Source organism: Oceanobacillus saliphilus, assembly GCF_023522835.1.
Lineage (GTDB): Bacteria > Bacillota > Bacilli > Bacillales > Amphibacillaceae > Oceanobacillus > Oceanobacillus saliphilus.
In genome coordinates this window covers 58,109-84,421 of sequence record NZ_JALCZU010000011.1, presented here as the reverse complement: position 1 = coordinate 84,421, position 26,313 = coordinate 58,109, and the positions used below count along the sequence as shown (strand labels likewise).

22 protein-coding genes, 2 tRNA genes and 1 other annotated feature are annotated in these 26,313 nt (G+C 39.1%); of the genes, 18 read left to right on the top strand and 6 right to left on the bottom strand.

The window, feature by feature from the left end:
- Window positions 1-152 precede the first annotated feature (152 nt).
- The 6 genes from yaaA (at window position 153) to MN204_RS16870 (ending at window position 7,777) form a co-directional block, all read left to right on the top strand.
- Complete coding sequence (gene yaaA, locus MN204_RS16895) at window positions 153-374, top strand: S4 domain-containing protein YaaA (RefSeq protein ID WP_067727762.1); 222 nt, start codon at window positions 153-155, stop codon at window positions 372-374.
- A gap of 5 nt (window positions 375-379) precedes the next feature.
- Window positions 380-1,516, top strand: a complete 1,137-nt coding sequence (gene recF / locus MN204_RS16890) for a DNA replication/repair protein RecF (protein ID WP_249872263.1) — start codon at window positions 380-382, stop codon at window positions 1,514-1,516.
- 6 nt (window positions 1,517-1,522) lie between these two features.
- Window positions 1,523-1,804 carry an extracellular matrix regulator RemB gene (gene remB / locus MN204_RS16885; RefSeq protein WP_249872262.1) on the top strand — a complete coding sequence of 94 codons (282 nt, stop codon included), beginning with the start codon at window positions 1,523-1,525 and terminating at the stop codon, window positions 1,802-1,804.
- A 107-nt stretch (window positions 1,805-1,911) separates the two neighbouring features.
- Window positions 1,912-3,837, top strand: a complete 1,926-nt coding sequence (gene gyrB / locus MN204_RS16880; protein ID WP_249872261.1) for a DNA topoisomerase (ATP-hydrolyzing) subunit B — start codon at window positions 1,912-1,914, stop codon at window positions 3,835-3,837.
- Window positions 3,838-4,028: 191 nt separating this feature from the next.
- Window positions 4,029-6,539 (top strand): DNA gyrase subunit A, encoded by a 2,511-nt coding sequence (gyrA, locus tag MN204_RS16875; RefSeq protein WP_249872260.1) that lies wholly within the window; start codon window positions 4,029-4,031, stop codon window positions 6,537-6,539.
- Window positions 6,540-6,670: 131 nt separating this feature from the next.
- Complete coding sequence (locus tag MN204_RS16870) at window positions 6,671-7,777, top strand: HD-GYP domain-containing protein (RefSeq protein WP_249872259.1); 1,107 nt, start codon at window positions 6,671-6,673, stop codon at window positions 7,775-7,777.
- 254 nt (window positions 7,778-8,031) lie between these two features.
- Here the strand turns inward: MN204_RS16870 and MN204_RS16865 are convergent, their stop codons facing one another.
- Window positions 8,032-8,988: a YaaC family protein gene (locus MN204_RS16865; protein ID WP_249872258.1), complete on the bottom strand. Its 957-nt coding sequence runs from the start codon at window positions 8,986-8,988 to the stop codon at window positions 8,032-8,034.
- A gap of 318 nt (window positions 8,989-9,306) precedes the next feature.
- Between MN204_RS16865 and guaB the strand changes: the two genes are divergently transcribed.
- From guaB to MN204_RS16835, 6 genes are all read left to right on the top strand, one after another.
- A complete protein-coding gene (gene guaB / locus MN204_RS16860) occupies window positions 9,307-10,779 on the top strand; it encodes an IMP dehydrogenase (protein ID WP_249872257.1) in 1,473 nt (490 codons plus the stop codon).
- Window positions 10,780-10,931: 152 nt separating this feature from the next.
- A complete protein-coding gene (locus MN204_RS16855) occupies window positions 10,932-12,269 on the top strand; it encodes a serine hydrolase (RefSeq protein ID WP_249872256.1) in 1,338 nt (445 codons plus the stop codon).
- Window positions 12,270-12,351: 82 nt separating this feature from the next.
- Window positions 12,352-12,575 (top strand) — a binding site (T-box leader).
- A 104-nt stretch (window positions 12,576-12,679) separates the two neighbouring features.
- Window positions 12,680-13,954: a serine--tRNA ligase gene (gene serS, locus MN204_RS16850; protein WP_249872255.1), complete on the top strand. Its 1,275-nt coding sequence runs from the start codon at window positions 12,680-12,682 to the stop codon at window positions 13,952-13,954.
- Between the two features lie 200 nt (window positions 13,955-14,154).
- Window positions 14,155-14,247, top strand: a tRNA-Ser gene (locus MN204_RS16845).
- A 595-nt stretch (window positions 14,248-14,842) separates the two neighbouring features.
- Window positions 14,843-15,658 (top strand): pyrroline-5-carboxylate reductase, encoded by an 816-nt coding sequence (proC, locus tag MN204_RS16840; RefSeq protein ID WP_249872254.1) that lies wholly within the window; start codon window positions 14,843-14,845, stop codon window positions 15,656-15,658.
- 12 nt (window positions 15,659-15,670) lie between these two features.
- Window positions 15,671-15,955 carry a TIGR04104 family putative zinc finger protein gene (locus MN204_RS16835; RefSeq protein ID WP_249872253.1) on the top strand — a complete coding sequence of 95 codons (285 nt, stop codon included), beginning with the start codon at window positions 15,671-15,673 and terminating at the stop codon, window positions 15,953-15,955.
- 45 nt (window positions 15,956-16,000) lie between these two features.
- On the opposite strand, the gene MN204_RS16830 is transcribed toward MN204_RS16835, so the two are convergent.
- Entirely contained in the window at window positions 16,001-16,684 is a 684-nt protein-coding gene (locus tag MN204_RS16830) for a deoxynucleoside kinase (protein WP_249872252.1), read from the bottom strand.
- Window positions 16,681-17,343 (bottom strand): deoxynucleoside kinase, encoded by a 663-nt coding sequence (locus tag MN204_RS16825; protein ID WP_249872251.1) that lies wholly within the window; start codon window positions 17,341-17,343, stop codon window positions 16,681-16,683. The genes MN204_RS16830 and MN204_RS16825 overlap by 4 nt, the downstream gene beginning before the upstream one ends.
- A 143-nt stretch (window positions 17,344-17,486) precedes the next feature.
- On the opposite strand from MN204_RS16825, the gene MN204_RS16820 reads away from it, so the two are divergent.
- The 4 genes from MN204_RS16820 to MN204_RS16805 all read left to right on the top strand — a co-directional run bounded on the left by MN204_RS16820 (window position 17,487) and on the right by MN204_RS16805 (window position 21,683).
- Window positions 17,487-17,562: transfer RNA gene (locus tag MN204_RS16820), tRNA-Arg, on the top strand.
- An 86-nt stretch (window positions 17,563-17,648) separates the two neighbouring features.
- On the top strand, window positions 17,649-18,878 hold the full coding sequence (locus MN204_RS16815; protein WP_249872250.1) for a dicarboxylate/amino acid:cation symporter: 1,230 nt from the start codon (window positions 17,649-17,651) through the stop codon (window positions 18,876-18,878).
- Window positions 18,879-19,339: 461 nt separating this feature from the next.
- A complete protein-coding gene (gene acsA / locus MN204_RS16810) occupies window positions 19,340-21,055 on the top strand; it encodes an acetate--CoA ligase (RefSeq protein ID WP_249872249.1) in 1,716 nt (571 codons plus the stop codon).
- A 91-nt stretch (window positions 21,056-21,146) separates the two neighbouring features.
- Window positions 21,147-21,683, top strand: coding sequence for a C40 family peptidase (locus MN204_RS16805; protein WP_249872248.1), 537 nt, complete (start codon window positions 21,147-21,149; stop codon window positions 21,681-21,683).
- 177 nt (window positions 21,684-21,860) lie between these two features.
- On the opposite strand, the gene hmpA is transcribed toward MN204_RS16805, so the two are convergent.
- Window positions 21,861-23,093, bottom strand: coding sequence for an NO-inducible flavohemoprotein (gene hmpA, locus MN204_RS16800; RefSeq protein ID WP_249872247.1), 1,233 nt, complete (start codon window positions 23,091-23,093; stop codon window positions 21,861-21,863).
- Between the two features lie 140 nt (window positions 23,094-23,233).
- Here hmpA and MN204_RS16795 point away from each other — a divergent pair, with 140 nt between their 5' ends.
- Together MN204_RS16795 and MN204_RS16790 are read left to right on the top strand one after the other, a co-directional pair.
- Entirely contained in the window at window positions 23,234-23,668 is a 435-nt protein-coding gene (locus MN204_RS16795) for an Rrf2 family transcriptional regulator (protein WP_249872246.1), read from the top strand.
- 67 nt (window positions 23,669-23,735) lie between these two features.
- Complete coding sequence (locus tag MN204_RS16790) at window positions 23,736-24,251, top strand: type 1 glutamine amidotransferase domain-containing protein (RefSeq protein ID WP_249872310.1); 516 nt, start codon at window positions 23,736-23,738, stop codon at window positions 24,249-24,251.
- Between the two features lie 127 nt (window positions 24,252-24,378).
- Here MN204_RS16790 and MN204_RS16785 read toward each other — a convergent pair whose 3' ends face one another.
- Together MN204_RS16785 and MN204_RS16780 are read right to left on the bottom strand one after the other, a co-directional pair.
- Window positions 24,379-25,668 (bottom strand): glycoside hydrolase family 18 protein, encoded by a 1,290-nt coding sequence (locus MN204_RS16785; protein ID WP_249872245.1) that lies wholly within the window; start codon window positions 25,666-25,668, stop codon window positions 24,379-24,381.
- Between the two features lie 62 nt (window positions 25,669-25,730).
- A complete protein-coding gene (locus MN204_RS16780) occupies window positions 25,731-26,264 on the bottom strand; it encodes a cysteine hydrolase family protein (protein ID WP_249872244.1) in 534 nt (177 codons plus the stop codon).
- Window positions 26,265-26,313 lie beyond the last annotated feature (49 nt).

Here is a 26,313-nt window from a genome sequence, read left to right as displayed (position 1 = left end):
TTTTTATTGGGAATTAAAATAAGGGGCTTTTTACGCGTTTTTACATGATTTTAGGGTCATACCTTTCATTTCATCAAAAACTTTAGTAAAATAGGTTTATAAGACATTTAAAGATACGCTGCTAAAAAATAAAAGAGAATTTGGTGATCATGTTGCATGAGCAAATCGAAATAAATACAGAGTATATTACATTGGGTCAATTTATTAAATTGCTTAATATTCTAGAATCCGGTGGAATGGTCAAAGCCTTTCTTGCGGATGTAGGAGTATTGGTAAATGGAGAATTGGAACATAGACGCGGCAGAAAACTTTATCCAAAAGATGTGGTGGAAGTTGAAGGCGCAGGTTCATACATCGTAATTAAAAAGGATTAGTTTACATGCACATAGAACAGCTTCAATTAAAAAATTACAGAAATTATGAAAAACTGGATATTTCCTTCAATGATAAGGTCAATGTGATAATCGGTGAGAATGCTCAAGGTAAAACAAATCTCATGGAGGCCATTTATGTATTGGCATTTACGAAATCCCATCGCACGCCCCGGGAAAAAGAGCTTATCCATTGGGAAAAGGAATATGCTAAAATAGAAGGTAGAATAACGAAACGAAATCAATCGATTCCACTCGAGATTATCGTTTCCTCAAAAGGAAAGAAAGCTAAATTAAATAGACTCGAGCAACGACGGCTAAGTGACTATATCGGTGCAATCAATGTCGTCATGTTTGCCCCAGAGGATTTGACACTCGTTAAAGGACCGCCCCAGATAAGAAGAAGATTTATTGACATGGAGCTTGGTCAAATTCAACCCCGTTATATCTATCATTTAGGCCAGTATCAAAAAATACTTAAACAGCGAAATCACTTATTAAAACAAATGCAAAAAAGAGATAAGCCGGATCTCACCATGCTGGATGTACTTACCGAACAATTGATAGAACATGCAGCTACTTTATTGGAAAGGCGGTTTGTCTTTTTAGATTTGCTGCGAAAATGGGCAAAACCCATCCATCACGGGATCAGTAGGAATCTCGAAGAACTGGAAATTCGGTATAGTCCAACAATCGAGGTATCAGAAGAGGCAAATAAGGAAAAAATAGGAAATATCTATATAAATAAATTTCAGGAAATTAAAGGAAAAGAGATCGAACGAGGCACAACATTGATAGGTCCGCATAGGGACGACCTTCTTTTCTTTGTAAATGGGAAAGATGTGCAAACCTATGGTTCACAGGGACAGCAACGGACAACAGCACTATCAATCAAATTAGCTGAGATAGAACTGATTTTTCAGGAAGTTGGCGAATATCCGATTCTCCTTTTGGACGACGTATTAAGCGAACTTGATGATTTCAGACAATCACATTTACTGAATACTATTCAAGGACGCGTCCAGACATTCGTTTCCACGACAAGTGTTGACGGAATTAATCATGAAACATTAAAACAAGCGGAACTGTTTCGGGTAACGAATGGAAACGTTGAGGTTAACGGGGACCCCGTGGATAAGGAGTAGCTCATAATGTTTATTCATATAGGAAATGGAAATGTAATTCATTCGGAAGAAATAATTGCGATAATTGACTATAATTTAATATCCTCTTCCACCATAATCAATGAAATGATGACAGCATCCAAACGAAAGAAAAAAGTAGTTGGACCAAAAAAAAATGCAAAAGCAGTTATGATCACGAAAGATATGATTTATTTCAGCACATTATCGGTTTCCACGCTAAAGAAAAGATCAAGTATCTCTTCAACCATTAATAAATTGGATGATTACGCAGAGGAAATGACTCTGTAATGCCAATAGATTATAGAAATAGCTACACAATGTTACTATCGTAATCGTTATCCTTCGTACATGGGATGATTTTACAAGCGTATTTCAAGAGAAATGAGTGTGAAAAAATGTCAATGGAAGACAAAGTATCAAATAATCAAGCATATGATGCCGACCAGATTCAAGTTCTCGAAGGGCTGGAAGCAGTAAGGAAAAGACCTGGGATGTATATTGGATCAACGAGTGAAAAAGGGCTCCACCATCTGGTGTGGGAAATTGTTGATAACAGTATAGACGAAGCACTTGCGGGGTATTGTGATCATATTCAAGTAATCATCGAAAAAGATAACAGTATAACTGTAAAAGATAATGGACGCGGTATTCCAGTTGATATTCAAAAAAAGACTGGGAGGCCAGCACTTGAGGTAATCATGACAGTTCTCCATGCCGGGGGTAAATTTGGCGGCGGCGGATATAAGGTTTCCGGGGGATTGCATGGTGTAGGTGCCTCCGTTGTTAACGCACTTTCAAGCAATCTGGAAGTATATGTTCATCGTAATAATAAAGTTCACTTTTTAGGCTTTGAAAAAGGTGTGCCACTTGGAGACATAGAAGTTGTCGGCGAAACAGATATTACAGGTACGGTTACACACTTTACACCAGACCCGGAAATATTCACAGAAACTAGGGAATACAACTTTGATACATTGGAACAGCGTCTTCGTGAGCTCGCTTTCCTGAATAAAGGACTAAACATCACGATTGAAGATAAACGGGAAGATAAAGAGCCTATCACCTACTTCTATGAAGGCGGAATCAGCTCCTACGTTGAATATATTAATAAAACGAGAGAAGTATTACACGCACCATTCTATGCAGAGGGAGAAGAACAGGAAATTGTAATTGAAGTGGCAATTCAATATAATGATGGATTTGCCAGTAATCTCCTTTCCTTTGCAAATAACATTAATACGTATGAAGGTGGATCACATGAAGTTGGGTTTAGAACCGGTCTGACAAGAGTTATCAATGATTATGCACGCAAAAATAATCTGATTAAAGATAATGAGACCAATCTATCAGGCGAAGATGTGCGTGAAGGAATGACCGCAATTGTTTCAATCAAGCATCCGAACCCACAATTTGAAGGGCAAACGAAAACAAAGCTTGGAAATAGTGAGGTACGTACTGCAACGGATTCTATTTTTAGTGAGCTATTTTCAAAATTCTTATATGAAAATCCCTCTGTTGCGAGAATCATTGTTGATAAGGGACTAATGGCATCACGTGCAAGAATGGCTGCCAAAAAAGCCAGGGAATTGACACGAAGAAAGAGCGCTTTAGAAATTTCCAGCTTACCGGGGAAATTAGCTGACTGCTCCTCTAAAGATGCATCCATTAGTGAACTGTATATTGTTGAGGGTAATTCAGCTGGTGGATCTGCAAAAGCGGGACGGGACCGACATTTTCAAGCGATTCTTCCATTACGTGGAAAAATTTTAAACGTAGAGAAAGCACGGCTTGACAGAATATTATCCAATGCAGAGATTCGTTCCATGATTACAGCGCTTGGTACAGGTATTGGTGAGGATTTTGATATAGCCAAAGCCCGTTATCATAAAGTTGTTATTATGACGGACGCCGATGTTGATGGTGCACATATCCGTACCTTACTATTGACATTTTTCTTCCGTTATATGCGTCCTTTAATTGATTATGGCTATATTTATATTGCACAACCACCGTTATATCAAGTAAAACAAGGGAAGCATGTACAATATGTCTATGATGACAAAGCTTTAGAGGACGCATTAGCAGCAATCCCAGCAACACCAAAACCAGCTATCCAGCGTTACAAAGGTCTTGGTGAAATGGACGCTGAGCAATTATGGGAAACAACAATGGATCCAGAAAGGCGTACATTGCTGCAAGTAGAATTAACCGATGCGATTGAAGCCGATCAGGTTTTTGATATGTTAATGGGAGATAAGGTAGAACCTAGAAGAAATTATATCGAAGAAAACGCACAGTACGTTAAAAACTTGGATATTTAAAGAAACTCACAGCATAAGCAGCTAAAGTTATATCATAACGAATTAAGAAAATCAAAGTTGTAGAGAGGTAAAGATTCCATGTAAGGAACAAATATAAATAAGCTAAGTTGGCTGATTTATTACGTCCTTTCTTAAATCTCTTACTTCTAGGAAAACATATGAACTTGTTTTCCGAATAGGAGGTAATTTAAATGGCGGAGGAACGTCAGAACGTTCAAGAAATCAATATAAGCAATGAAATGCGTACGTCATTTCTGGATTATTCGATGAGTGTTATTGTATCAAGGGCATTGCCTGATGTACGTGATGGAATGAAACCAGTCCATCGAAGAATATTGTACGCAATGAATGACTTGGGAATGCATTCGGATAAGGCACATAAAAAGTCAGCCCGTATTGTCGGTGAAGTTATCGGTAAGTATCATCCACATGGTGATACAGCTGTTTATGAGACAATGGTTCGTATGGCACAAGACTTCAGTTACCGGAATATGCTTGTAGACGGTCACGGTAATTTTGGGTCTGTCGATGGGGATCAAGCGGCAGCGATGCGTTATACAGAAGCAAGAATGTCTAAAATTGCAATGGAGCTCGTGCGTGATCTTAATAAAGACACTGTTGATTTTAGGGACAATTATGATGGATCAGAACGAGAGCCTGTTGTATTCCCTGCCAGGTTCCCCAATCTGCTTGTAAATGGAACTTCAGGGATAGCAGTTGGTATGGCAACCAATATCCCTCCTCACAATTTAGTGGAGACAATTAACGCTGTTTTAGCTATTAGTAAAGATCCGGAAATCACAATTGATGAACTGATGGAAGACCATATTCATGGACCGGACTTTCCGACAGCTGGAATAATAATCGGTCGGAGTGGTATCCGTAAAGCATACGAAACAGGAAAAGGTTCCATTACGATGCGTGCGAAAGTAGATATTGAAGAGCATGCAAATGGAAAGTCAACGATTCTTGTAACAGAATTGCCTTACCAAGTAAACAAAGCCAGATTGGTTGAGAAAATAGCCGAGCTTGTTCGTGACAAAAGAATCGAGGGAATTACAGATTTACGTGATGAATCTTCCCGTGATGGGATGCGTATTGTCATGGAAATTCGCCGCGATGCGAATGCCAATGTCATCTTAAATAATTTGTATAAATTCACGTCATTACAAACTACTTTCGGTGTTAATACACTAGCACTTGTCGATGGTCAGCCAAAGGTTTTAACAATTAAACAATGTTTAGAGCATTATTTAGACCATCAAAAAGTTGTCATTCGACGACGTACCGCCTTTGAGTTAAAAAAGGCAGAAGCACGTGCACATATTTTAGAAGGCTTACGTATCGCGTTAGACCATTTGGATGAGGTAATTTCGTTAATTCGTAATTCGAAAACAACGGATATTGCACGCAATGGTTTAATTGAACGCTTTAATCTTTCTGAAAAACAAGCACAGGCTATTTTAGATATGCGTTTACAACGATTAACAGGTCTGGAACGCGAGAAAATTGAAAATGAATATAGCGAACTGATGCAACTTATTGGCGAATTGAAAGCAATATTAGCCAATGACGAAAAGGTATTGGAAATTATTCGCGAAGAGCTCACTGAAATTAAAGAGCGTTTTGGGGATGATCGTCGCACGGAGATTGTTGCCGGAGGTGCAGGATTCTTTGAGGACGAAGATTTAATTCCGGTAGAGAATATCGTTATTACGCTAACACATCAGGGGTATATTAAACGTCTCCCTGCCTCTACCTATCGTACACAAAAACGGGGTGGCCGTGGAATTCAAGGTATGGGCACTAACGAAGATGATTTCGTTGAACATCTTGTATCTACATCCACACATGATACGGTTCTTTTCTTTACGAATAAAGGAAAGGTTTATAGAGCAAAAGGATATGAGGTCCCTGAGTTTAGCCGTACCGCTAAAGGGATTCCGATTATTAATATGCTCCAAGTGGAAAAAGGAGAATGGGTCAATGCAGTCATTTCTGTAAGTAATTATGATGAAGAGTCATTCCTATTCTTTACAACCAAACACGGAATTGCAAAAAGAACGTCCCTTGATAAATTCGCAAATATCCGTAAAGGCGGGTTAATAGCTGTTGGTCTTCGTGAAGATGACGAACTTATTTCCGTCCGATTGACTGATGGGAAGAAGGATATGATGCTTGCGACGAAAAATGGCTATCTGATCCGTTTTGAAGAAACGCAAATTCGTGCTATGGGCAGAACTGCTGCTGGTGTGAAGGGTATTTCCCTAAGAGATGATGATATCGTTGTTTCCATGGAAATTATCGAACCAGAATCGAAAATATTGCATGTTACTGATAAAGGATTTGGCAAGCAAACACATGAAGCTGAATATCGTCGGATTAACCGTGGAGGTAAAGGTGTCTTTACATGTAAACTTGACGAAAAAACAGGAAAAGTTGTCGCGGTTAAAGCTGTTACAGGCGACGAAGATCTCATGCTGATCACGATAGCAGGCGTGTTGATTCGTATCCAAGTATCAGAGATTTCCGTTACCGGCCGTAATACAAAAGGTGTGCATCTGATCCGTCTGCAGGATGGAGAAGAAGTGGCGACTGTTGCCAAAGTGGACAAAGATGAAGAAGCAGAAGTAGCAGAAATTGTGAATCAACCCGTGGAAGAGACAGAGATTACGGAAGATCCAACAAATGAAAAAGAATAAGTCATAACGCAAAGATGAATGCTTTCCTATTCCGTAAAGGCTGGGTAAATTAAGGAAGATGGCTCAGGATATCAGCACCATTTCCTGGGTCATCTTTTTTCATCTTACTAATAGACAATGGGGGAAATCATATGCGAGTAGAGCCATCACAATTGGTTCCAGGCTGTATATTGCTGCATGAAGTAAAAGGGAAATCAAATCGTCCAATTATCCCAAAAAATACTGTTTTAACGGAAAAACATATTATAATTCTTGAAAAATTTCTCATAGAATCAGTGGAAGTTTCATCAAAACTTTCTGACGGTGAAGAGTTTCAACCGAAAGTTGTACATAGAAGTGTAAAAAAACAAGATGTAACAAAGACGATAGAATCCGGCCTTTCTAACATTCCTTTTGCTGATCATTATCGTGCGACTGCCTTAAAATTTAAAGAACAATATCAGAAATGGCAAAATAGCATGCCGATTGATATCCCATCCGTAAGGGATATGATAATTCCATTACTGGATCGAATCGAAGAGGTTACATCGAAAGAAATCTATTCTCTTCATAAGCATGTAGAAAAGGAAGATTATATCCACTACCATAGTGTTGCTGTATCCATTATTTCAGCATTTCTAGGCAGAAAAATGGGTTATTCCAAAGGAGAATGGCTGCAAATCGGTTTGGCCGGGTTATTATGCGATTGTGGAATGGTTCGAGTCAATTCAGATATTATTTTTAAAGCAGGCCCATTGACCTCTAATGAATTTAAGGATGTTCAAAATCACCCCACTTACTCTTATCGCATGGTGGAAAATTTGCCTACGATTACTTCAGGAGTGAAATTGGCAGTATTACAGCATCATGAACGAGAAGATGGGAATGGCTACCCTCTTGGAATCAAAAATGAAAAAATCCATAAATACGCTAAAGTAATCGCAGTGGCTGATACGTACCACGCGATGACGAGTGATCGATTGTATCAAGGGAAAATCCCGCCGATGAAAGTGATTGAGGAAATTCAAAAAGAGCAGTATATAAAATTTGATGCCGAAGTAGTGAAATGTTTCCTTGGCAGTCTATCCGACCTATCTTTGGGTTCCAAGGTTACGTTATCAAATAAAAAGAGCGGTGAAATTGTATTTGTAGATCCGGATAAACCTACAAGACCCCTGATCCGAATGAATGGAAGCGATGAAATTATCGCACTTGAGCACATGCCTGAATTGTATATAGAAAAAGTTTCAGGGAGCTAGCCATATTGGCAGCTTCCTTTTTTGCACAATTAATTTCCAAACATTCAGCTTTAGTAACAAAAAAATAGGATAAACCTAAAAATCTGGGAAATACACTACGGGCTGCGGTTGCCGAAGTTACTTGTTTCAATTACCAGCTTAGAAATCTTACAAAGATAGCAGTTATGTCGCATTTTATATCAAATCCGATGAAAGCCCAACAGTGGCAGTGTGTTTCTCCACCCTTTCTAATGCTACCAAGGTTTATGTGTAACTCAGCTGCTGATTATTGTTTTATCCATAAGTGCATTTCCTAGCAAATAAGGTATTTTTTCTGAAGTTGTTTTCAGGAATTGCATAATGAATGGATAATCGATATCTGGTCTGGATAATAGCAAATCCCCCCACCATTCTGCTTCATAACGGCATAGCATACTGAGATTGAATAAAATAAGGTAATGGGAAACAACTTCAGGAATCAGCAGAAAGTCATCTCTGTGTGCTGGAAAATAGATTTTATTGTTGTGCATATGAATCAAAAAAGGACCATGGGAAAAATTCAAAACTTTATCAAGATGAATGGATAAATAAGAATTACTCATCTTAATTTCCTTTATCGCTGGCAAGTAACCTTCAATACGGCGAATGAATGCTTTATCCGTCAAATGATAGTTATCTAGCAGTTGGATTGGAAATTGAAGGAATAGAGAATCTACTGAACCAATGGGAATCATTTTTTCCATTTTTTGAAGAGAGAAAAATGCGCTCATTTCCGGAATAGAGGCAAAAAGCAACTCCATCCTGATTTTTTCAAATTTAAATTGCTTTATCGAAAAAAGATGTTCTGTGAAATAAGGGAACAGTCCATGCTGCTGAAGTTTTACCTCATCCTCCATAAAAGAATACTGTTTCTTCTTACGCTTTCGTGTTGTTACGCCATGTGCAAGTAAAGTAGTCGATTCGGGATAATCAGGACGGTTTGTCAATAACCACGCTTTCAGAAGGTGGACCATTCCATAAAAATATAAAACGGGCTGTACAACTTGATCTGCCTTTTGGCCATTCTCATAAAACTTTAATCCATGATCAATATGGTACATAAACGTACTGCTGTTCTGATAGCTTTTCGCTTCTGCATCCTCCATCCTACCTTTATAGCAGGAATACAAATAGAATTGAGATGTTTCCTGTGCATTTATATACGTATAAAAGTCCTCTATCTTCATCATCATTCTTAACCTCATAACTATTTTAATATTTGGAATCTAGTTTCTTTTTGATTTCCTATCATACTTGGTTGAAAAAGCTGTCTGTTTGGAGTAATGTATATAAAAATAGGTATACGTAGATAGTTTTAGCGTTAAAGACTAACTTCATTCATCGGGTAGTTTGAATCAGACTTAATGAATAATGTTAGTCGACAGACATGTAACGATTGACCGAGTTCTGCCACTATTCCTAATCAGAATTCATGTGTGAATCATTTGTCGTTAATGCAGGTAAGATAGATATATCCCCTACAATAAATCAATTAATAAGGAGGAATAACAATGAGAGAAGACAAGTTTGGGAAAGAAGGATTGACGTTTGATGATGTATTATTGATGCCCGCGGAATCAGAGGTTTTACCGAATGCTGTCAATTTGAGTACACAGCTGTCATCAAAATTAAAATTAAAATCGCCATTTATCAGTGCAGGTATGGATACCGTCACAGAAGCACAAATGGCAATTGCTATGGCCCGCCAAGGCGGTTTTGGTGTTATTCATAAAAATATGACGATTGAAGAACAGGCTGAACAGGTTGATCGAGTAAAACGCTCAGAAAGTGGTGTTATCACCAATCCATTTTTCCTCACTCCCGAGCATCAAGTATATGATGCAGAACATTTAATGGGGAAATTCCGAATCTCAGGTGTTCCAATTGTAAATAATATCGAAGAACAGAAACTTGTAGGGATTCTGACTAACCGAGATCTTCGCTTTATTCAGGACTATTCTATTGAGATTTCAGAAGTAATGACGAGTAAGAATCTTGTAACTGCCCCTGTCGGAACAACATTGGAAGAAGCCGAAAATCTTTTGCAGCAATATAAGATAGAAAAATTACCGCTCGTTGATGAAAATAATATTCTAAAAGGGCTTATTACAATTAAAGACATCGAAAAAGTTATTGAGTTTCCAAACTCTGCCAAAGATGATCAAGGACGTTTATTGGTAGCGGCTGCTGTTGGGGTTACCGGAGATGCATTGCTACGAATCGAAAAACTTGTGGCAGCAGGTGTCGATGCAATTGTTATTGATACAGCACATGGCCATTCCAAAGGCGTTCTTACCCAGTTGAAAAAAATTCGAAGTGCATATCCTGACTTGGATATCATCGCAGGAAATGTTGCTACTGCTGAAGGAACGAAAGCATTAATCGAAGCAGGGGCATCGATTGTGAAAGTTGGAATCGGTCCTGGATCAATTTGTACAACACGTGTTGTATCTGGTGTCGGTGTACCGCAAATTACCGCTGTTTATGACTGTGCCGTCGCTGCGGCAGAATATGGTGTTCCTGTCATTGCTGATGGCGGGATTAAGTACTCAGGTGATATCGTAAAAGCCTTGGCTGCAGGTGCCCATGCTGTAATGATTGGAAGCATGTTTGCAGGTACGACAGAAAGCCCTGGGGAAACTGAAATCTACCAGGGGAGAAAATATAAAGTCTATCGTGGAATGGGCTCTGTTGGCGCAATGAAAGCAGGATCAAAAGATCGTTATTTCCAAAGTGAATCGGATAATAAAAAACTCGTTCCTGAAGGCATTGAAGGACGGGTAGCATATAAAGGTGCTTTGGCTGATACCTTCCACCAGCTTGTAGGAGGATTGCGTTCCGGGATGGGATATTGTGGTTCAAAAACAATTGATGATCTGCGAAATGAGTCACGTTTTGTCCGTATTACAGGAGCAGGCCTTCGTGAGAGTCATCCACATGATGTACAAATTACGAAAGAAGCACCTAATTACTCTATCCAATAATGAATGTGTACCAAATTACTCAATAAAAAAATAGATGAGGGACTATCCTCGTCTATTTTTTTATGTTTTTCTGTGTTAAAATAACTAAGTGCATATTTAAAAATACATAAAAATGCAACATAAAAATATAAGCTTTTTGGAGGTACGGGAAGTTGAAACACAACGTAATGAAGTTCTTTTCATTGGTAATCGCAACATTAGTATTGGTAACCTCATTCATAACACAGCCATTGTCCGCACAAGCGGCAGAAAGTCTTGAGTTAAATGCAGAGTCTGCTATCCTTGTCGATGCAGAAACAGGTAAAATTCTGTATGCAAAAAACCCCGATGTTGCACTGCCACCTGCAAGTATGACTAAAATGATGACGGAATATCTTGTATGGGAAGCTGTCGAAAATGGTCAAATTTCATGGGATACGACAACACAAATCAGCGACTATGCCTATAGTATATCTGCAAACAATTCCTTTTCAGGTGTTGGCTTAAGGCAACAGCAGGATTACACCGTAGAGGAATTATACGAAGCAATGGCAATTAATTCCGACAATGCAACATCGATCGCATTGGCTGAGCTGATTTCTGGTTCAGAAGGCGAATTCGTAAAGCTAATGAACCAAAAAGGCGAAGAAATGGGACTGACTGAATTTAAATTTGTCAATTCCACTGGACTGGATAATGAAGACTTAGGTGATAATTATCCAGAAGGAACAGATCCTAATGGAACCAATCTATTATCAGCAAGATCATCTGCATTACTTGCATATCATCTTGTTAATAGATTTCCGGATGCATTGGAGATTTCCAAAATCCCACAAGCAGAATTTGATGGACAAACCATCAATAACTGGAACTATATGCTGCCACATGAGGGCGTTAACTTAAATCAATTTTACTATGAGGGCGTAGATGGCCTGAAAACAGGGTTCACAACCCTTGCTGGCTATAGTTTTACTGGTACTGCTGAGAGAGATGGACAACGATTCATAACGGTTGTGATGAAAACTGGCAGTGAATCCGAACGCTTTTTAGAAACTGCAAAACTCCTTGATCATGGTTATAACAAATTCGAACAACAGGAACTTTTCCCTGCTGGTCACCAGCTTGAAGGTGAAGAAACGATACCTGTAGCAAAAGGGAAAGAAGATGCAGTAAATGTTTCCATAAAAGAAGCTATAAATGTTCCAATCAAGACTGATGAAGCGGATTTATACAGTATGGAATACCATATTGATGAAGATAAATTGAATGAAGATGGCGAACTGGTTGCACCTATTGAACAGGGTGAAGTCATTGGGACCGCTGAACTAGTATATGATGGCGATACGGATTATGGCTATATTTTCTCCGATTCCACAAATCAGATTGAGCTTGTAACGAACGAAGCAGTTGATAAAGCCAACTGGTTTATGCTTACAATTGGTGCAATTGGCGATTTCTTTGCCAATCTGTTCACATCCTCGGTAAATTGGATTAAAGGACTTTTCAGCTAATCATTCCGTTGATTCTACATGAAAATGATTTAGAAGGACTTGCATATTGCCGAGAAATTGATTATGATAACAATAATTAAAAGCAAAAGTATTGATAGGAAGCAGTAACAGTTCCTCTTTCCTAAGAGAGCCGATGGTTGGTGTGAATCGGTGCAAGAGTTCTGTGAATCCATCCTTGAACTGGTTTGTGAAAAAGGTATATCCTTGTAAGCAGACCCGGTTAGGTACCGTTAAAAACTGTGAGCCGGAAGATATTTTATCTTCAACAAGGGTGGCAACGCGGGAATTAATACTCTCGTCCCTATTTTCAGGGACGGGAGTTTTTTGTATTGCAGAGAGAACGTACAAAACTTCCCTATCTGTTTAAGTGGAACGAAGGCTGTTTAAACAAAATTAAAGGAGGAATTAGCATGCTGGACATGAAGTATTTAAGAAATAATTTTAAAGAAGTGCAAGAGAAGTTGAAACATCGCGGGGAGGACCTATCCGATTTGGAAAAATTCGGGAGCCTGGATGAAAGACGCCGTGAGCTGATTGCCGAAACAGAAACATTAAAAGCAAAACGTAATGAGGCAACAAAACAAATCTCTGTACTTAAAAAAGAGAAAAAAGATGCGGAACCTGCAATTAAGGAAATGCGCCAAGTAGGTGAAAACATCTCTGTTCTTGATACAGAGTTAAAGGAAATAGAGGAAGAATTGCAGCGAATCATGCTATCCATACCGAATATTCCACATGAAAGTGTTCCAGTTGGTGAAAGCGAAGATGATAACATTGAAGCAAGGAAATGGGGAATCGTGCCGAAATTCGATTTTGAAATTCAGCCGCATTGGGATATCGCTACAAATCTTGATATTTTGGACTTTGAACGCGCTGGAAAAGTAACCGGAAGCCGTTTCGTCTTTTATAAAGGTCTTGGAGCAAGACTCGAGCGTGCATTATTGAATTTCATGATGGACCTTCATGCCGAAGAACATGGTTATGTGGAAATGCTTCCTCCTTATATTGTTAACCGTACGAGCATGACCGGTACCGGGCAGCTTCCTAAGTTTGAAGCAGATGCATTTAAACTGGAAGAATGGGATTATTTCATGGTACCTACAGCAGAGGTTCCTGTAACAAATTATCACAGAGATGAAATTTTAAGCGAGGAAGAATTACCGAAGAAATATGTTGCCTATAGTGCAAGCTTCCGTTCTGAAGCAGGTTCAGCAGGCCGTGACACACGTGGACTGATCCGTCAGCATCAGTTCAATAAAGTGGAACTCGTAAATTTTGTAAAACCAGAAGATTCTTATGAAGCTTTGGAGACCTTGACTGGAAATGCAGAAAAAGTACTGCAGCTGTTGAATTTGCCATATCGTGTCATGAGTATGTGTACGGGAGATTTAGGATTCACAGCAGCGAAAAAATACGATATAGAAGTTTGGATTCCGAGCCAGGATACGTATCGCGAGATCTCTTCCTGTTCCAATTTTGAAGATTTCCAAGCGCGTCGTGCAGGCATTCGCTTCCGGAGAGATGCAAAAGGAAAACCGGAATATGTGCATACATTGAATGGTTCCGGTCTTGCGATTGGACGTACAGTAGCCGCTTTATTGGAAAACTACCAGCAGGAAGATGGTACAGTTAATGTACCAGAAGTGCTCAGACCATATATGGGTGGGAAAGAAGTTATAAAATAATGTCATTATAAAGAGGAGGCTTAAGTCTCCTCTTTTATAATGGACCAAAATACGGCCGAGATGAACAGTTCAGTCCTGTTTCGGTTGATACGCACGCCTCTATGGATGACTCAAATCAGCTTTAAAATTTTGTGGGAAAGCGTCGAAAAATAATTGACAACCAACCTTGGTGCATGTTATATTAATTTTTGTCGTCATACGGAGGTATACCCAAGTCTGGCTGAAGGGATCGGTCTTGAAAACCGACAGGCGGGTCAAACCGCGCGGGGGTTCGAATCCCTCTACCTCCTCCATTTTAAATTAGTACATAACTAGAGATAAAGAAAACCAACCGCTGTCCTGCAGCGGTTTTTTGTTATTCGTTTTTACGATTTAATCAAGGATGTTTTCTAAAAAAGTCTGGCCACGGTTTACTCGTCCTACATCCTGCGAAAAAAGATTGAAAAGCAACAAAACCTACTAAAATAGCCTTCTCCAAAAATGAACAGCAGGAAATTTACTGATTAAGGATGCATATAACAGCTTGACAAAATGTTTCTGAAAGCTTATAGTACATATCAATTAATTGAATAGTTATGACTATGATTAGGCCAGTAATAGAATGTTGTCCGACAGAGAATGGGATTCATCGGCTGAAAAATCCCTGCGAAACAGCTTATATGAACCTACCTAGGAGTCGTTAGCGATAAACTAACCACAGGAAACTGTGTTAACAATAGAGATGGGCATTTTGCCAATTTAGGTGGTACCGCGGATAACTGATTCCGTCCTTTAATAAGGATGTGACATCGGTTTTTTTATTTGTAAAAGGACGATTTACATAAGTGCAACGAAGGCATGCTCCAAAGGCTAAGACAGTTGCCAAGTTTTCTAATAGGAGGAGTTAATATGGACAAAAAAATAGCATTTATCGGAGCGGGGTCTCTTGCCGAATCGATTATTTCTGGAATTATAAAATCAAATGTTGTGTCAAAAGACAATATTATCGTCACGAACAAAAGTAATATAAGTCGACTGGAATATATTCAAAAAAAGTACCAGGTACAGTGCCGAACAAATAAGGAAGAAATGACGAAAGAAGCCGATATAATCATTTTGGCAATAAAACCAAAGGACGCAATCGCATCGCTTGAATCGATTAGGGATTATATAAAGGAGGAACAGTTAATTATTTCCGTCATTGCTGGTTTGTCTACGGAAACCATTGAACATGCAATCGGTATCGCTATCCCTGTTATACGTGTCATGCCTAATACATCAGCTTTAATTGGTCAATCGGCAACGGCATTTTCTGGGGGTACATACGTTAAAGAAGAGCATATTCAGACAGCAGATCTATTGTTTCAGACTGTTGGAATAACGAAGCTTGTTGACGAAAAGGATATGCATACAGTGACAGCAATTTCGGGAAGTGGCCCTGCTTTTATTTATTATTTTGTGGAAGCAATGGAGAAAGCTGCTGTAGAATCGGGGCTTGATCACGCAACAGCTTCCGATTTAATTACCCAGTCGGTTATTGGGGCAGGAAAAATGCTTCAGCAATCAGGGGATACACCAGCAGTCCTGCGAAAGAAAATTACGAGCCAGGGTGGCACAACTGAAGCCGGAATTGCAGAATTGGATAGAAATAATTTCCAGGAAATAATTATATCCTGTATTCATCAGGCACGCGAGCGCTCGATAGACATTGGAAATGGCAAGTAAAGGGGAATCATGATGGAAACACCAACTTGTGGATATTGCAAGAAACAGTGGAGCTATTTTGCAACATTAAAGAATCTATTTCGCCTAAAAATGAACTGTCCACACTGTGGGAAGGAAAACTACTATGAGTCGACCCGTAACAAGGGAGTGCTAACGTTGATTACAGCTCCTGCAGTGATTATTGTTGGGGCCTTTCTGGATTTTCCGTCAGGCTGGCTTATTGGAATTGCCTTGATACTGGTTCTGGTTCATTTTTTGCTTTTTCCGTTTCGTACAAAGGTGAAGAAGGCCAACTAAACAAAGGATGCTCCATTGATGGGGCATCCTTTGATGTTCGTTCCGTTATTTAATTAATTCTCTTCTGATATGGCGTCTGGAATGCTGCAGTGAATGTCCGACTTTTTCCAGAATCTGCTCAATGGAATCAGCTTCCTTTATTAGATCATAATCAGAAATATTGATTCTTAAAATTGGACATGCATTAAAATTATCAATCCAATTATTATAGCGTTTATACATTTCTTCCCAATAGCTGATATGGGTACTTTTTTCCATTTCGCGTCCGCGTAACTGAATTCTGCTGATGATTTCATCAAAAGATCCCTCCAGATAAATGAGCAAATCAGGGTGAGGGAAATAAGGTGTCATCACCATTGCGTCAAACAGATTCGTATATGTCTCATAATCTGTTGGTGACATTGTACCTTTATCATAATGCATTTTGGCAAAGATTCCCGTATCTTCGTATATGGATCGGTCCTGTATAAAACCACCGCCATATTCAAAAATTTTCTTTTGCTCTTTAAACCGTTCTGCAAGGAAATAAATTTGAAGATGGAAGCTCCACCGTTCGAAATCCTCATAGAATTTCTCAAGATATGGATTCGTATCCACCTTCTCAAAAGATGTTTTAAATTCCAAAGCATTTGCCAATGCTTTTGTCATGGTCGATTTACCAACCCCGACAGTACCGGCAATGGTTATTACACTGTCATTTGGGATCTGGTACTTTTCTCTTAAGTTCATTTTGTGGTTCCCCTTTGTTTGCTAGTAATCGCAATGTCGGCTAAGTGTGTATTTACCTTATCGATAATACGATCAAGATCATCCTGATGATGTACGAAATCGCTAGTATCGCCGTCTATTCGAATAACTGGTATTTCTGGATGCAATACTTCAAATTCATTCATAAAGTCCTCATAATCGCTTGCAAGCTGCTCCAAGTATGATGACTTGATATTCTGCTCTATATCCCTTCCACGTAACCGAATCCGATTCAGTATGGTATCCAAACTTGCATTTAAGTAGATGAGCATATTTGGTAATGGCATATCTTTTGTGAGTATTTGATATATTTGCTCGTACTTTTCGAATTTATCCTTTTGAAGTGTACGTTTTGCAAAAATCATATTCTTGGATATATGGTAATCAGCAATTACTGCTTTATTTAATTTCAAGTAATTCTTTTCAATATCTTCTAATTGCTTGTACCGATTACATAGAAAAAACATCTCGGTCTGGAAACTCCATTCATCGATATCATCATAAAATTTGCCAAGAAATGGATTCTCCTCAACAATTTCCTTTAATAAATGAAAATCAAAATGACTGGAAAGCTTCTTTGCGAGTGAAGTTTTGCCAATGCCAATCGGACCTTCAATTGCAATGAACGGCACTTCTGCCATCGCTATTCCTCCAATCACTTTTACATAGACAGATGACTTTTATTTTAGCACATATCGCTTTCTTCTACTAGAAGAACAGAATAATTTGCTTTCCAACGAAACAGAAATTTAGTATAATGGTAAGTGTTGTTCTCCAAAAAAATGGCCTCGTAGCTCAGGGGATAGAGCATCGGTTTCCTAAACCGTGTGCCGCAGGTTCGAATCCTGCCGGGGCCGCCACTTAATGATTGGACTATCATCTCTCTTTCAATCTACTTTCTTTCATCTATAACTACCATTCACTAACATCAGAGAGGATAGAATATATGAGTCTAACAAAAAAGATTATCATCGCCCTTATTTTAGGGGTAATTGCCGGGATTGGTTTAACCTTTGCTCCGGAAGCTATATTTACAGGACTCGATATGTATTTGCTTGGTCCAGTAGGCGAAATCTTTATTAATTTGATTATGATGCTGGTTGTCCCGCTCGTATTTGTGTCAATTACATTGGGAACAGCTGGTGTGGGTGACCCGGCAAAACTAGGTAAAATCGGTGTGTATACGGTTAGCTTCTTTCTGATAACGACAGCAGTTGCAATCTGTATCGGTTTTGGTGTGGGATATTTGCTTGAACCTGGAAAAGAAGGTGTATTCAACACGGAAGCTGCAACATATGAGGCACAAGAAGCCCCACCGGTTATGGAGACGCTCATCAACATTATTCCAGATAATCCAATTGCATCATTGGCTTCAGGAGATATGTTGCAAATTATCGCCTTTGCCATCTTTATCGGAATAGCATTAGCTCATTTGGGAGAAAAAACGGTTGGAATCTATCGTTTATTTGAACAGGCAAATGAAATTCTTAATTGGCTGGTTAATCTTGTAATGAAAATGGCCCCTTATGGAGCTTTCGCGCTTATCGCCTCTGCGATTGGAACTGCTGGCTTAGATGCGCTTGGTTCAATGGCAATGTATATGATTGCGGTTATACTTGGATTGATCTTTCATGGTGCATTTACCTACAGCCTTGCTATTTGGTCTCTTGGGAAAGCGAACCCGCTTAAATTTTACAAAGCCTTTTTCCCTGCAATGTCAGTAGCATTCAGTACATCTAGCTCTAATGCAACCTTGCCTGTTTCTATGAAGACTGCTCAGGAACAACTTGGTGTTAAAAAGGAAATTAGCAGTTTTGTACAGCCACTTGGTGCAACAATCAATATGGATGGAACAGCTATTATGCAGGCAGTGGCAACGGTATTGATCTCACAGGTATATGCTATTCCGCTCGATTTTAGTGATCTTCTTATGGTTGTTTTAACGGCAACCTTAGCAAGTATCGGAACAGCAGGAGTTCCAGGAGTCGGTATGATTATGCTTGCCATGGTACTTGGTCAGGTAGGGCTTCCAGTAGAAGGCATTGCACTGATCATTGGTGTTGACCGTTTGCTTGACATGTTACGTACCTCCCTGAACGTTACTGGGGATGCAACCATCGCTTATATTATTTCTGAAAAGGATAAACGTGACGAATTAAAAGTAAAACATTCATAAAAATAACAACTACTAAAAGGCATACGAAATGTATGCCTTTTTTAAGAGATAAGAAAGTATAATATATTGGCAGCAATTATTTCATACACCTAAACGGCCACGTCCAGCTCCAGCGCCCAGGGACTAGCGAGACTTCCTTCACCTCCGTGCGATAAGTCAACATCGACTCTCTACGTTCGTCGTGTTTCCTTTATCTCCTACGTCTCTGTCCAGTCCGTACGTCCCTAAACGGGCGCTTGCGCTTTTGTTCGTATTGTACGAAAAACCTCACACCCCACTAATTACAATTAAGCCATAAACGCGAATAAAAATAATATTTACCTAAAAAAACAAGAATATTATGCGAAACACTTTTAAATTGTCACAAAATGTTCTAAAATAGAATTCAGTTACCTAAATGTTTTAATAATTTAATGTAATTAGAATTGTAATCGTTTGCAAATTTAATGTGGGGTGATAATGTGGATATGCAAGTAGTACCTGCCCGGGAGGGTAATTATAATCTACAAGACTATGAAAAGATGCGTGAGAATTTTTCGTGGGAAGATGTCAAAAAGAATTTCAGCTGGAACACAAGCGGTAAAGTAAATATGGCCTATGAGGCAGTTGACCGCCATGCTGCAGATCCTGATAAAAAGGACAAAGTAGCTTTACTATATTCTTCTCCTGACAGAGAAGAGAGCGTAACATTTGAACAAATGAGCCAGCAAAGCAATAAGTTTGCAAATGTACTCAAAAAGTATGAAGTGAATAAGGGAGACCGTGTATTCCTCTTTATGCCGAGAAGTCCTGAATTCTATGCTGCCTTTTTTGGCATATTAAAAACCGGTGCAATTGCTGGTCCTTTGTTTGAAGCTTTTATGGAACAGGCCGTGAGGGATCGCCTTCTGGACAGTGAAGCAAAAATACTTATTACAACACCAGACTTATTGTACCGTATACCGCAGAATGAACTGCCAAATCTGAAGAAAATTATACTGGTAGCCGGCAATGAGGTAGATGGAAGTAAATTTATAAATTATGATGCAGAAATGGAAGCAGCCTCGACAGATTTTTCTATTGAATGGGTAGATTTGGAGGATGGAATGCTCTTGCATTATACTTCTGGTTCCACTGGGAAGCCAAAAGGAATTCTGCATGTCCATCATGCCATGATCCAACATTATGCAACGGCAGAGTGGGTTCTCGATTTAAAAGAAGATGATATTTATTGGTGTACGGCTGACCCTGGATGGGTAACCGGAACGAGCTACGGTATCTTTGCCCCATGGTTGCATGGAGTGACAAATGTAATCCGTGGAGGCAGGTTTACACCAGATGATTGGTATACGACATTGGAAAAAAATAAGGTTTCCGTCTGGTATACCGCTCCGACGGCATTACGAATGCTAGTCAGTTACGGGGAAGGCGCAGTAAAGAAGTATGATTTAGCTTCATTAAGACATATTCTAAGTGTCGGTGAACCACTCAATCCTGAAGTTGTTACATGGGGCTTGAAAGCATTCGACCTCAGAATTCATGATACATGGTGGATGACAGAGACTGGTGCCCAGCTTATTGTTAACCTTCCTTCATTGGAAATTCGCCCAGGGTCAATGGGAAAACCGATTCCAGGTATCGAAGCATCGATTGTTGATAATGAAGGAAATGAAATTCCCCCAAATCAAATGGGAAATCTGGCAATTAAAGAAGGCTGGCCATCGATGATGCGCCAAGTGTGGAATAATCCTGGAAAATATGAGAGTTATTTTATCAATGGCTGGTATGTTTCTGGAGACAGTGCTTATCGAGATGAAGATGGCTATTTCTGGTTCCAGGGACGTTTGGACGATGTCATTAATACATCTGGAGAACGTGTTGGCCCATTTGAAGTGGAAAGTAAATTGATTGAACATGCGGCTGTTGCTGAGGCTGGGGTAATTGGTAAGCCTGACCCTGAGCGAGGGGAAATCATTAAAGCGTTTATTACTTTAAATGAGGGCTATGAAAACTCTGATGAACTGTTGGAAGAGATTCGTCAGTATGTTAAAACAGGATTAAGCGCACATGCTGCTCCACGTGAAATTGAAGTGAAGGACAGCATTCCAAAAACGAGAAGTGGTAAAATCATGCGTCGTCTGTTGAAGTCATGGGAGCTTGGTCTTCCTACTGGAGATACATCCACATTGGAAGATTAAAAGAAGAAACTTTGATTGTTGTTTAGCTGCAGCAATCAAAGTTTTTTTATTATATACTAATTGTAATACACAACTGAGGAGATCTTCAAGCATGGCAAACTACAGCAAAAAGGAATTAGATATCGATGATTCGATTCATTATTATCCCGGTACACCTATCCAAATGATTCCCGGCGATGTTCTTTATTCCCATAAAACAGCATTGTCTTCGCTTATCGTTGGGCATTCTGGAATTGTAGGTGAAGATTTTAGGATTTATCATGTCAATAAATGGGGGGAAATTGGACATGCCGACAGTATGCCGATTTATTTGAGCAGACATAAAACAGGAGAAAAATTAACGGTATTACGGTCTCCTCATCCTGATGAGGCAAGAAATGCTGCACAGTGGGCGAAGCAGCATATCAGAAAGATAAAAACGTATCATTATACGAGAGATCTGAACGACCTTGAACAGAATTATTGTTCCAAATTTGTTTGGCAGGCATTTTATTTTGGAAATGAGAATACGATTAACCTTACTGGCCTTTCTTTTAATCATTCGTTCAAAAAGTATATTATGCCAGGACAAATCTATCGGAATTTAAATAAGGTCAGTATGTTTGACTATGATTTTAGTGCACGCTGAAAACAAGAACAAGTGTAACTGTGATTAAAATAACGAGTAAACAAAGAACCATCATACGTCAACCCATAAGAACTCGTTTTTATAATGCTAAAAAAGCTCTGCATTTTAGCAGAGCTTTTCTAATATATGTTTATTTCATTCGTGTTTTGCATCACATAACAGAACATTTTAATTTTACTACGCTGTTGCTGTAATATCTTCAGATGGTCCAAAGATCTCAAAGTGAAGGTCATAATCAGCGACATTTAATTGTTTTAAGTTTTGATAAGCTGCACGCATAAACCCTTTAGGTCCGCAGAAATAAAATGCTGCATCACTTGTAGGAATGATAGTAGATAACCATTCTCGATCGATATGTCCTTTTTTATCGTATTGTTCCCCTTCAGCTGGATTGTCGTATACCGTGTAGCTCTTAACATTATTGTGTTGAGCAGCAATTTCTGCAATATGCTCTTTCATTGCATGGAAATTGCCTGATCTAGTTGCATGAATATAGATAACCTCACGTTCAGGCTGTTCTTTGATCGTTGTTTCAAGCATGCTCATTAGAGGTGTTAATCCGACACCACCACTGATTAATACCAATGGTCTTGAGTCATTCTGATCGAGGAAGAAGTCGCCAGCTGGTGCACTAATCGGTAGAATGCTTCCTTCTTCCAGCGTTTCATGTAAAAAGTTGGATACGATTCCTTTAGGATAATCTAAGGCTCCATCTTCACGTTTAACACTGATTCGATAGAAGTTTTCACCTGGTGCACAAGATAAGCTGTATTGACGTAAATGAGTATACGCTTCACCAGGAATTTCAGCCTTAACCGTAATATATTGTCCTGGTTTATAGGAAGGGAAAGCCCCGCCATCTGCAGGCTTAAGATAGAAAGATGTAATGACATCGCTTTCCACTACTTTTTTAACAACTTTAAATTCGCGGTAATCAACCCAACCACCAGAACTAGTTTTCACTTCATCATACATTTCTTTTTCAACAGAGATAAAGACATCCGCTATTACACCATATGCTTTGGCCCAGGCATCCATAATTTCGTCTGTTGCACCATCTCCCAACACATCTTTCATACCCATGAGCAGGTACTTTCCAACGATTGGATAATGTTCCGGTTTTATATTTAAACTTCTATGTTTCTGTGCAATCTGTTTTACTACTGGCAGAATTGCCTCCAGGTTTTCAATATGTAAAGCAGCTGCATAGACTGTGTTTGCCAACGCTTTTGGCTGGTCACCTTTTCGTTGATTCGTCTGGTTAAATATATTTTTTAATTCAGGGTGTCCTTCAAACATGAGCTGATAAAATCTGCTTGTTATTGCAACACCATGCTCCTCCAATACTGGAACAGTGGACTTAATAATATCAATTGTTTTTTGATCGAAACCGATTGTTTCTGTTGCCATTTTAAGCACTTCCCTATTATAATTTTTTAAACATGTATTTCAAATACATCTTTAATTGTATACAAGTGTTCACACTGTATCAATAGTGAAAACTAAATGATGTGTTACAATATTGTGAATAGGTAACAGAGGTGATTTGAATGCAATTAAAAAAATATACCGATTATGCATTACGCGTTTTAATATATACAGGGACAAAGCCAGATAAAGAGCTTGCTAGTATTAAGGAAATATCTGAAGTATTTTCTATTTCACAGCACCATTTAGGAAAAATTGTTTTTGAATTAAATAAGATGGGTCTGCTGGAAACAGTGAGGGGAAGAAATGGTGGCATCCGACTTGCTAAGCCAGCAGAAGAAATCAATATAGGCCTGCTTATCCGAAGACTTGAAAGTGATTTTAATTTACTGGAGTGCTTTGATAAAGAGACTAATCATTGTGTTATCAGCCCTGCCTGTACATTAAAACATACATTAAATCGGGCATTACATGCATTTTTCAAAGTGCTAGAAGAATATACACTCAAGGATCTAATAAAAAATGAAGAAGAACTGAAAGAATTGATGGGAATGTAATGTTTTATTTTCTTTGCACACGGGAAGAATCATTATGAATCAACTTCAGAAAAAGGAGCGGATTATAATGGGCAAGAAAATAGCGACTGTTATTACAAATCTGTTTGAGGATGACGAATACACAAGTCCAGCAGAAGCCTTTAAAGATGCGGGCCATGATGTTGTGACGATTGAAAAGGAAAAAGGCAATGAGGTTACAGGCAAAAACAACGAAGCAACGGTAACAATTGATTATGGCATCGAAGACGTTAATCCAACTGATTTTGACGCGTTGTTTATTCCAGGTGGGTTTTCTCCCGATCAGCTTCGTGGTGATGATCGTTTCGTTAAATTTGTAAAACATTTTATGGATGAGAAAAAACCGGTTTTCGCAATCTGCCATGGCCCACAGTTATTGATTACGGCAAAATCACTCGAAGGCCGCGATGCAACTGGATATAAATCGATTCAGGTTGATATGGAATATGCCGGAGCAAAAGTCGTTGACGAGGAAGTGGTTGTTTGTCAAAAACAGCTGGTGACGAGCCGCCAACCTGACGACATCCCGGCATTCAATCGCGAATCGTTAAAGTTGTTACAATAATATGGGATACAAAAGGGGACTCAAGATGTTGAGTCCCCTTTCTAGATCAATGCCCTAGTTTTCGAATGTCTCCTATTCTTTCCCAACTCTTAGAAGTAGATTCACCGATCGTATATGCTCAAAAATGTTATTCAAGTTTTGTAATCTCAAACTGATCATTCATCAATAGCCAATTTTGCGGGAAGGCTAAGCCAAGCTTCCAATAGGCAATTCCCAGCAGCTCAAATTCACGGATCAAATCAAATTTTGCCTGAATCGATCGGGCATCTTCAAACCAAACTTCATGCTCAAGGCCCTCCGCGTCTGTATAAGTGAAGAATGGTGCCTGTGCTAGGGTATTATACTGAATCGGTACGTTGTTTTCACGCGCAATCGCAATTGCCTGCTGGGGGCTTACTGCGCGTGCTGCCGGACCACCTACCACAAAAGGCAGTGTCCAATCGTATCCATACAAGTTTTGGCCCATTAATATTTTTTCTGTAGGAATTACAGTGACTGCATATTCGATGACCCTTCTTACCTCATTAATTGGAGAAACGGCCAACGGGGGTCCAAAGCTGTAACCCCATTCATATGTCATGAGAACAACAAAATCGACAATCTCACCATGTGCAGCATAATCATGTGCTTCATACCATTGTCCGACCTGTTCAGGATCTGTTTTTGGAGCTAAGGCAGTGGATACCAGTATTCCTTCCTGGGAAAGTCTTTCTTTTGCCCGGCGTAAAAAAGCATTGTATGGTTCTCGATCCTCCGGAAGCAGAAATTCAAAGTCAAAATGCACATCCCTGAAACCACCCGCAGTAGCATTATTGACTATATTATCCAATAACGTGTTCTGAACAGCCTGCACATTAAGGATTATATTGCCGAGCTCATCACTGAAAGCCCCTTCCTCCAAATTTGTTACAACCATCGCCATCGCAGTATCCGTATCTGCTGCTATCTGTCTAAGGTTGCCAATTGGTGGTGTAGTCAGTGTCCCATCTCGATTGACCCGATAGCTGAATAATGCAAGGAATGTTAAATAAGGTGTATTTTTTATAGCAGCATTTTCAAGTGTTTCTGAAACGGTATCACCGAAGGGCTCGATATACGCGTAGGAAGTAATCGGCCTTTTTTGTAATGGTGGGATATAGAGACGCAGACCGATAGGAAGAATCGACTCAATAGGAATATTATTAATCCGCGCCAATTCCTGATATGGTATACCAAACCTCAATCCAATTGAATATAGGCTATCACCTGGTTGAACAAAGTAAAACTGTCCGATAATCGGAATGACGATAGCCTGCCCGATGACAAGATCGTCAGGAGCTTCCAATTCATTGGCATCCGTTATGGCGGCAGCAGTTGTATCGTATGTATTGGCTATGGAGAATAACGTATCTCCCTGACCCACAACATGAATTTGCAAAAGAACTTCCTCCTCTATACATTTCTCTTTTCAATTTATGAGAAGGAAGCTTAAGATATGTCTTAAACGGGTGTAATATCTGCATCCATGACCGAATGCATCAAATAAAGAGCGTAGTCATTGTTTTCTTTTAGTTCGGATGCCATGCAATTTTCAGGTATACGAACACTGAATTTATACATATATGCATCCTGTGCAGAAAAGAGAATACAAATATCTCCCGCAATTCCTGCCATAATTAAATGGGTTCTTTCCAATTCTGTAAGCAAAGATTGAAGTGGCGTCTGGAAAAAGGCAGAATGCTGTGGTTTAATCAAGAAGTAATCATCATCGTCAGGTGTTAGTAGTTCGATGATTTCCTTACTTTTTTCATTTTTACAATAATCAATAATTTTATTGAAATCTGCTTGCCACAATTCATAATGATCATTAACATAAATAATAGGCAGGTTGTTATCTTTGGCGAATTTTTTCAATTTAAGTAAATGAGGTAAAATCTCTTTTGTATTTTGATATAAATCATTTCCACCATCAAAATCAAAATCGTTTATAATGTCTACAAAGACTACTGCAGTATTTGAGAGTGACTGGTCCATTTCAAATCTCCTTTAAAATCAGATTCATTTGTTTACAGTTACCCATTTG

Bases quoted from the DNA above. Each gene is read 5' to 3' on its own strand.
- MN204_RS16795 (WP_249872246.1), top strand. From the start codon at position 23,234: ATGCAATTAAAAAAATATACCGATTATGCATTACGCGTTTTAATATAT.
- MN204_RS16870 (WP_249872259.1), top strand. From the start codon at position 6,671: ATGCGAGTAGAGCCATCACAATTGGTTCCAGGCTGTATATTGCTGCAT.
- recF (WP_249872263.1), top strand. From the start codon at position 380: ATGCACATAGAACAGCTTCAATTAAAAAATTACAGAAATTATGAAAAA.
- MN204_RS16830 (WP_249872252.1), bottom strand. From the start codon at position 16,684: ATGAACTTAAGAGAAAAGTACCAGATCCCAAATGACAGTGTAATAACC.
- gyrA (WP_249872260.1), top strand. From the start codon at position 4,029: ATGGCGGAGGAACGTCAGAACGTTCAAGAAATCAATATAAGCAATGAA.
- remB (WP_249872262.1), top strand. From the start codon at position 1,523: ATGTTTATTCATATAGGAAATGGAAATGTAATTCATTCGGAAGAAATA.
- MN204_RS16815 (WP_249872250.1), top strand. From the start codon at position 17,649: ATGAGTCTAACAAAAAAGATTATCATCGCCCTTATTTTAGGGGTAATT.
- MN204_RS16835 (WP_249872253.1), top strand. From the start codon at position 15,671: ATGGAAACACCAACTTGTGGATATTGCAAGAAACAGTGGAGCTATTTT.
- MN204_RS16865 (WP_249872258.1), bottom strand. From the start codon at position 8,988: ATGATGATGAAGATAGAGGACTTTTATACGTATATAAATGCACAGGAA.
- gyrB (WP_249872261.1), top strand. From the start codon at position 1,912: ATGTCAATGGAAGACAAAGTATCAAATAATCAAGCATATGATGCCGAC.
- serS (WP_249872255.1), top strand. From the start codon at position 12,680: ATGCTGGACATGAAGTATTTAAGAAATAATTTTAAAGAAGTGCAAGAG.
- guaB (WP_249872257.1), top strand. From the start codon at position 9,307: ATGAGAGAAGACAAGTTTGGGAAAGAAGGATTGACGTTTGATGATGTA.
- MN204_RS16780 (WP_249872244.1), bottom strand. From the start codon at position 26,264: ATGGACCAGTCACTCTCAAATACTGCAGTAGTCTTTGTAGACATTATA.
- proC (WP_249872254.1), top strand. From the start codon at position 14,843: ATGGACAAAAAAATAGCATTTATCGGAGCGGGGTCTCTTGCCGAATCG.
- hmpA (WP_249872247.1), bottom strand. From the start codon at position 23,093: ATGGCAACAGAAACAATCGGTTTCGATCAAAAAACAATTGATATTATT.
- MN204_RS16825 (WP_249872251.1), bottom strand. From the start codon at position 17,343: ATGGCAGAAGTGCCGTTCATTGCAATTGAAGGTCCGATTGGCATTGGC.
- MN204_RS16790 (WP_249872310.1), top strand. From the start codon at position 23,736: ATGGGCAAGAAAATAGCGACTGTTATTACAAATCTGTTTGAGGATGAC.
- MN204_RS16805 (WP_249872248.1), top strand. From the start codon at position 21,147: ATGGCAAACTACAGCAAAAAGGAATTAGATATCGATGATTCGATTCAT.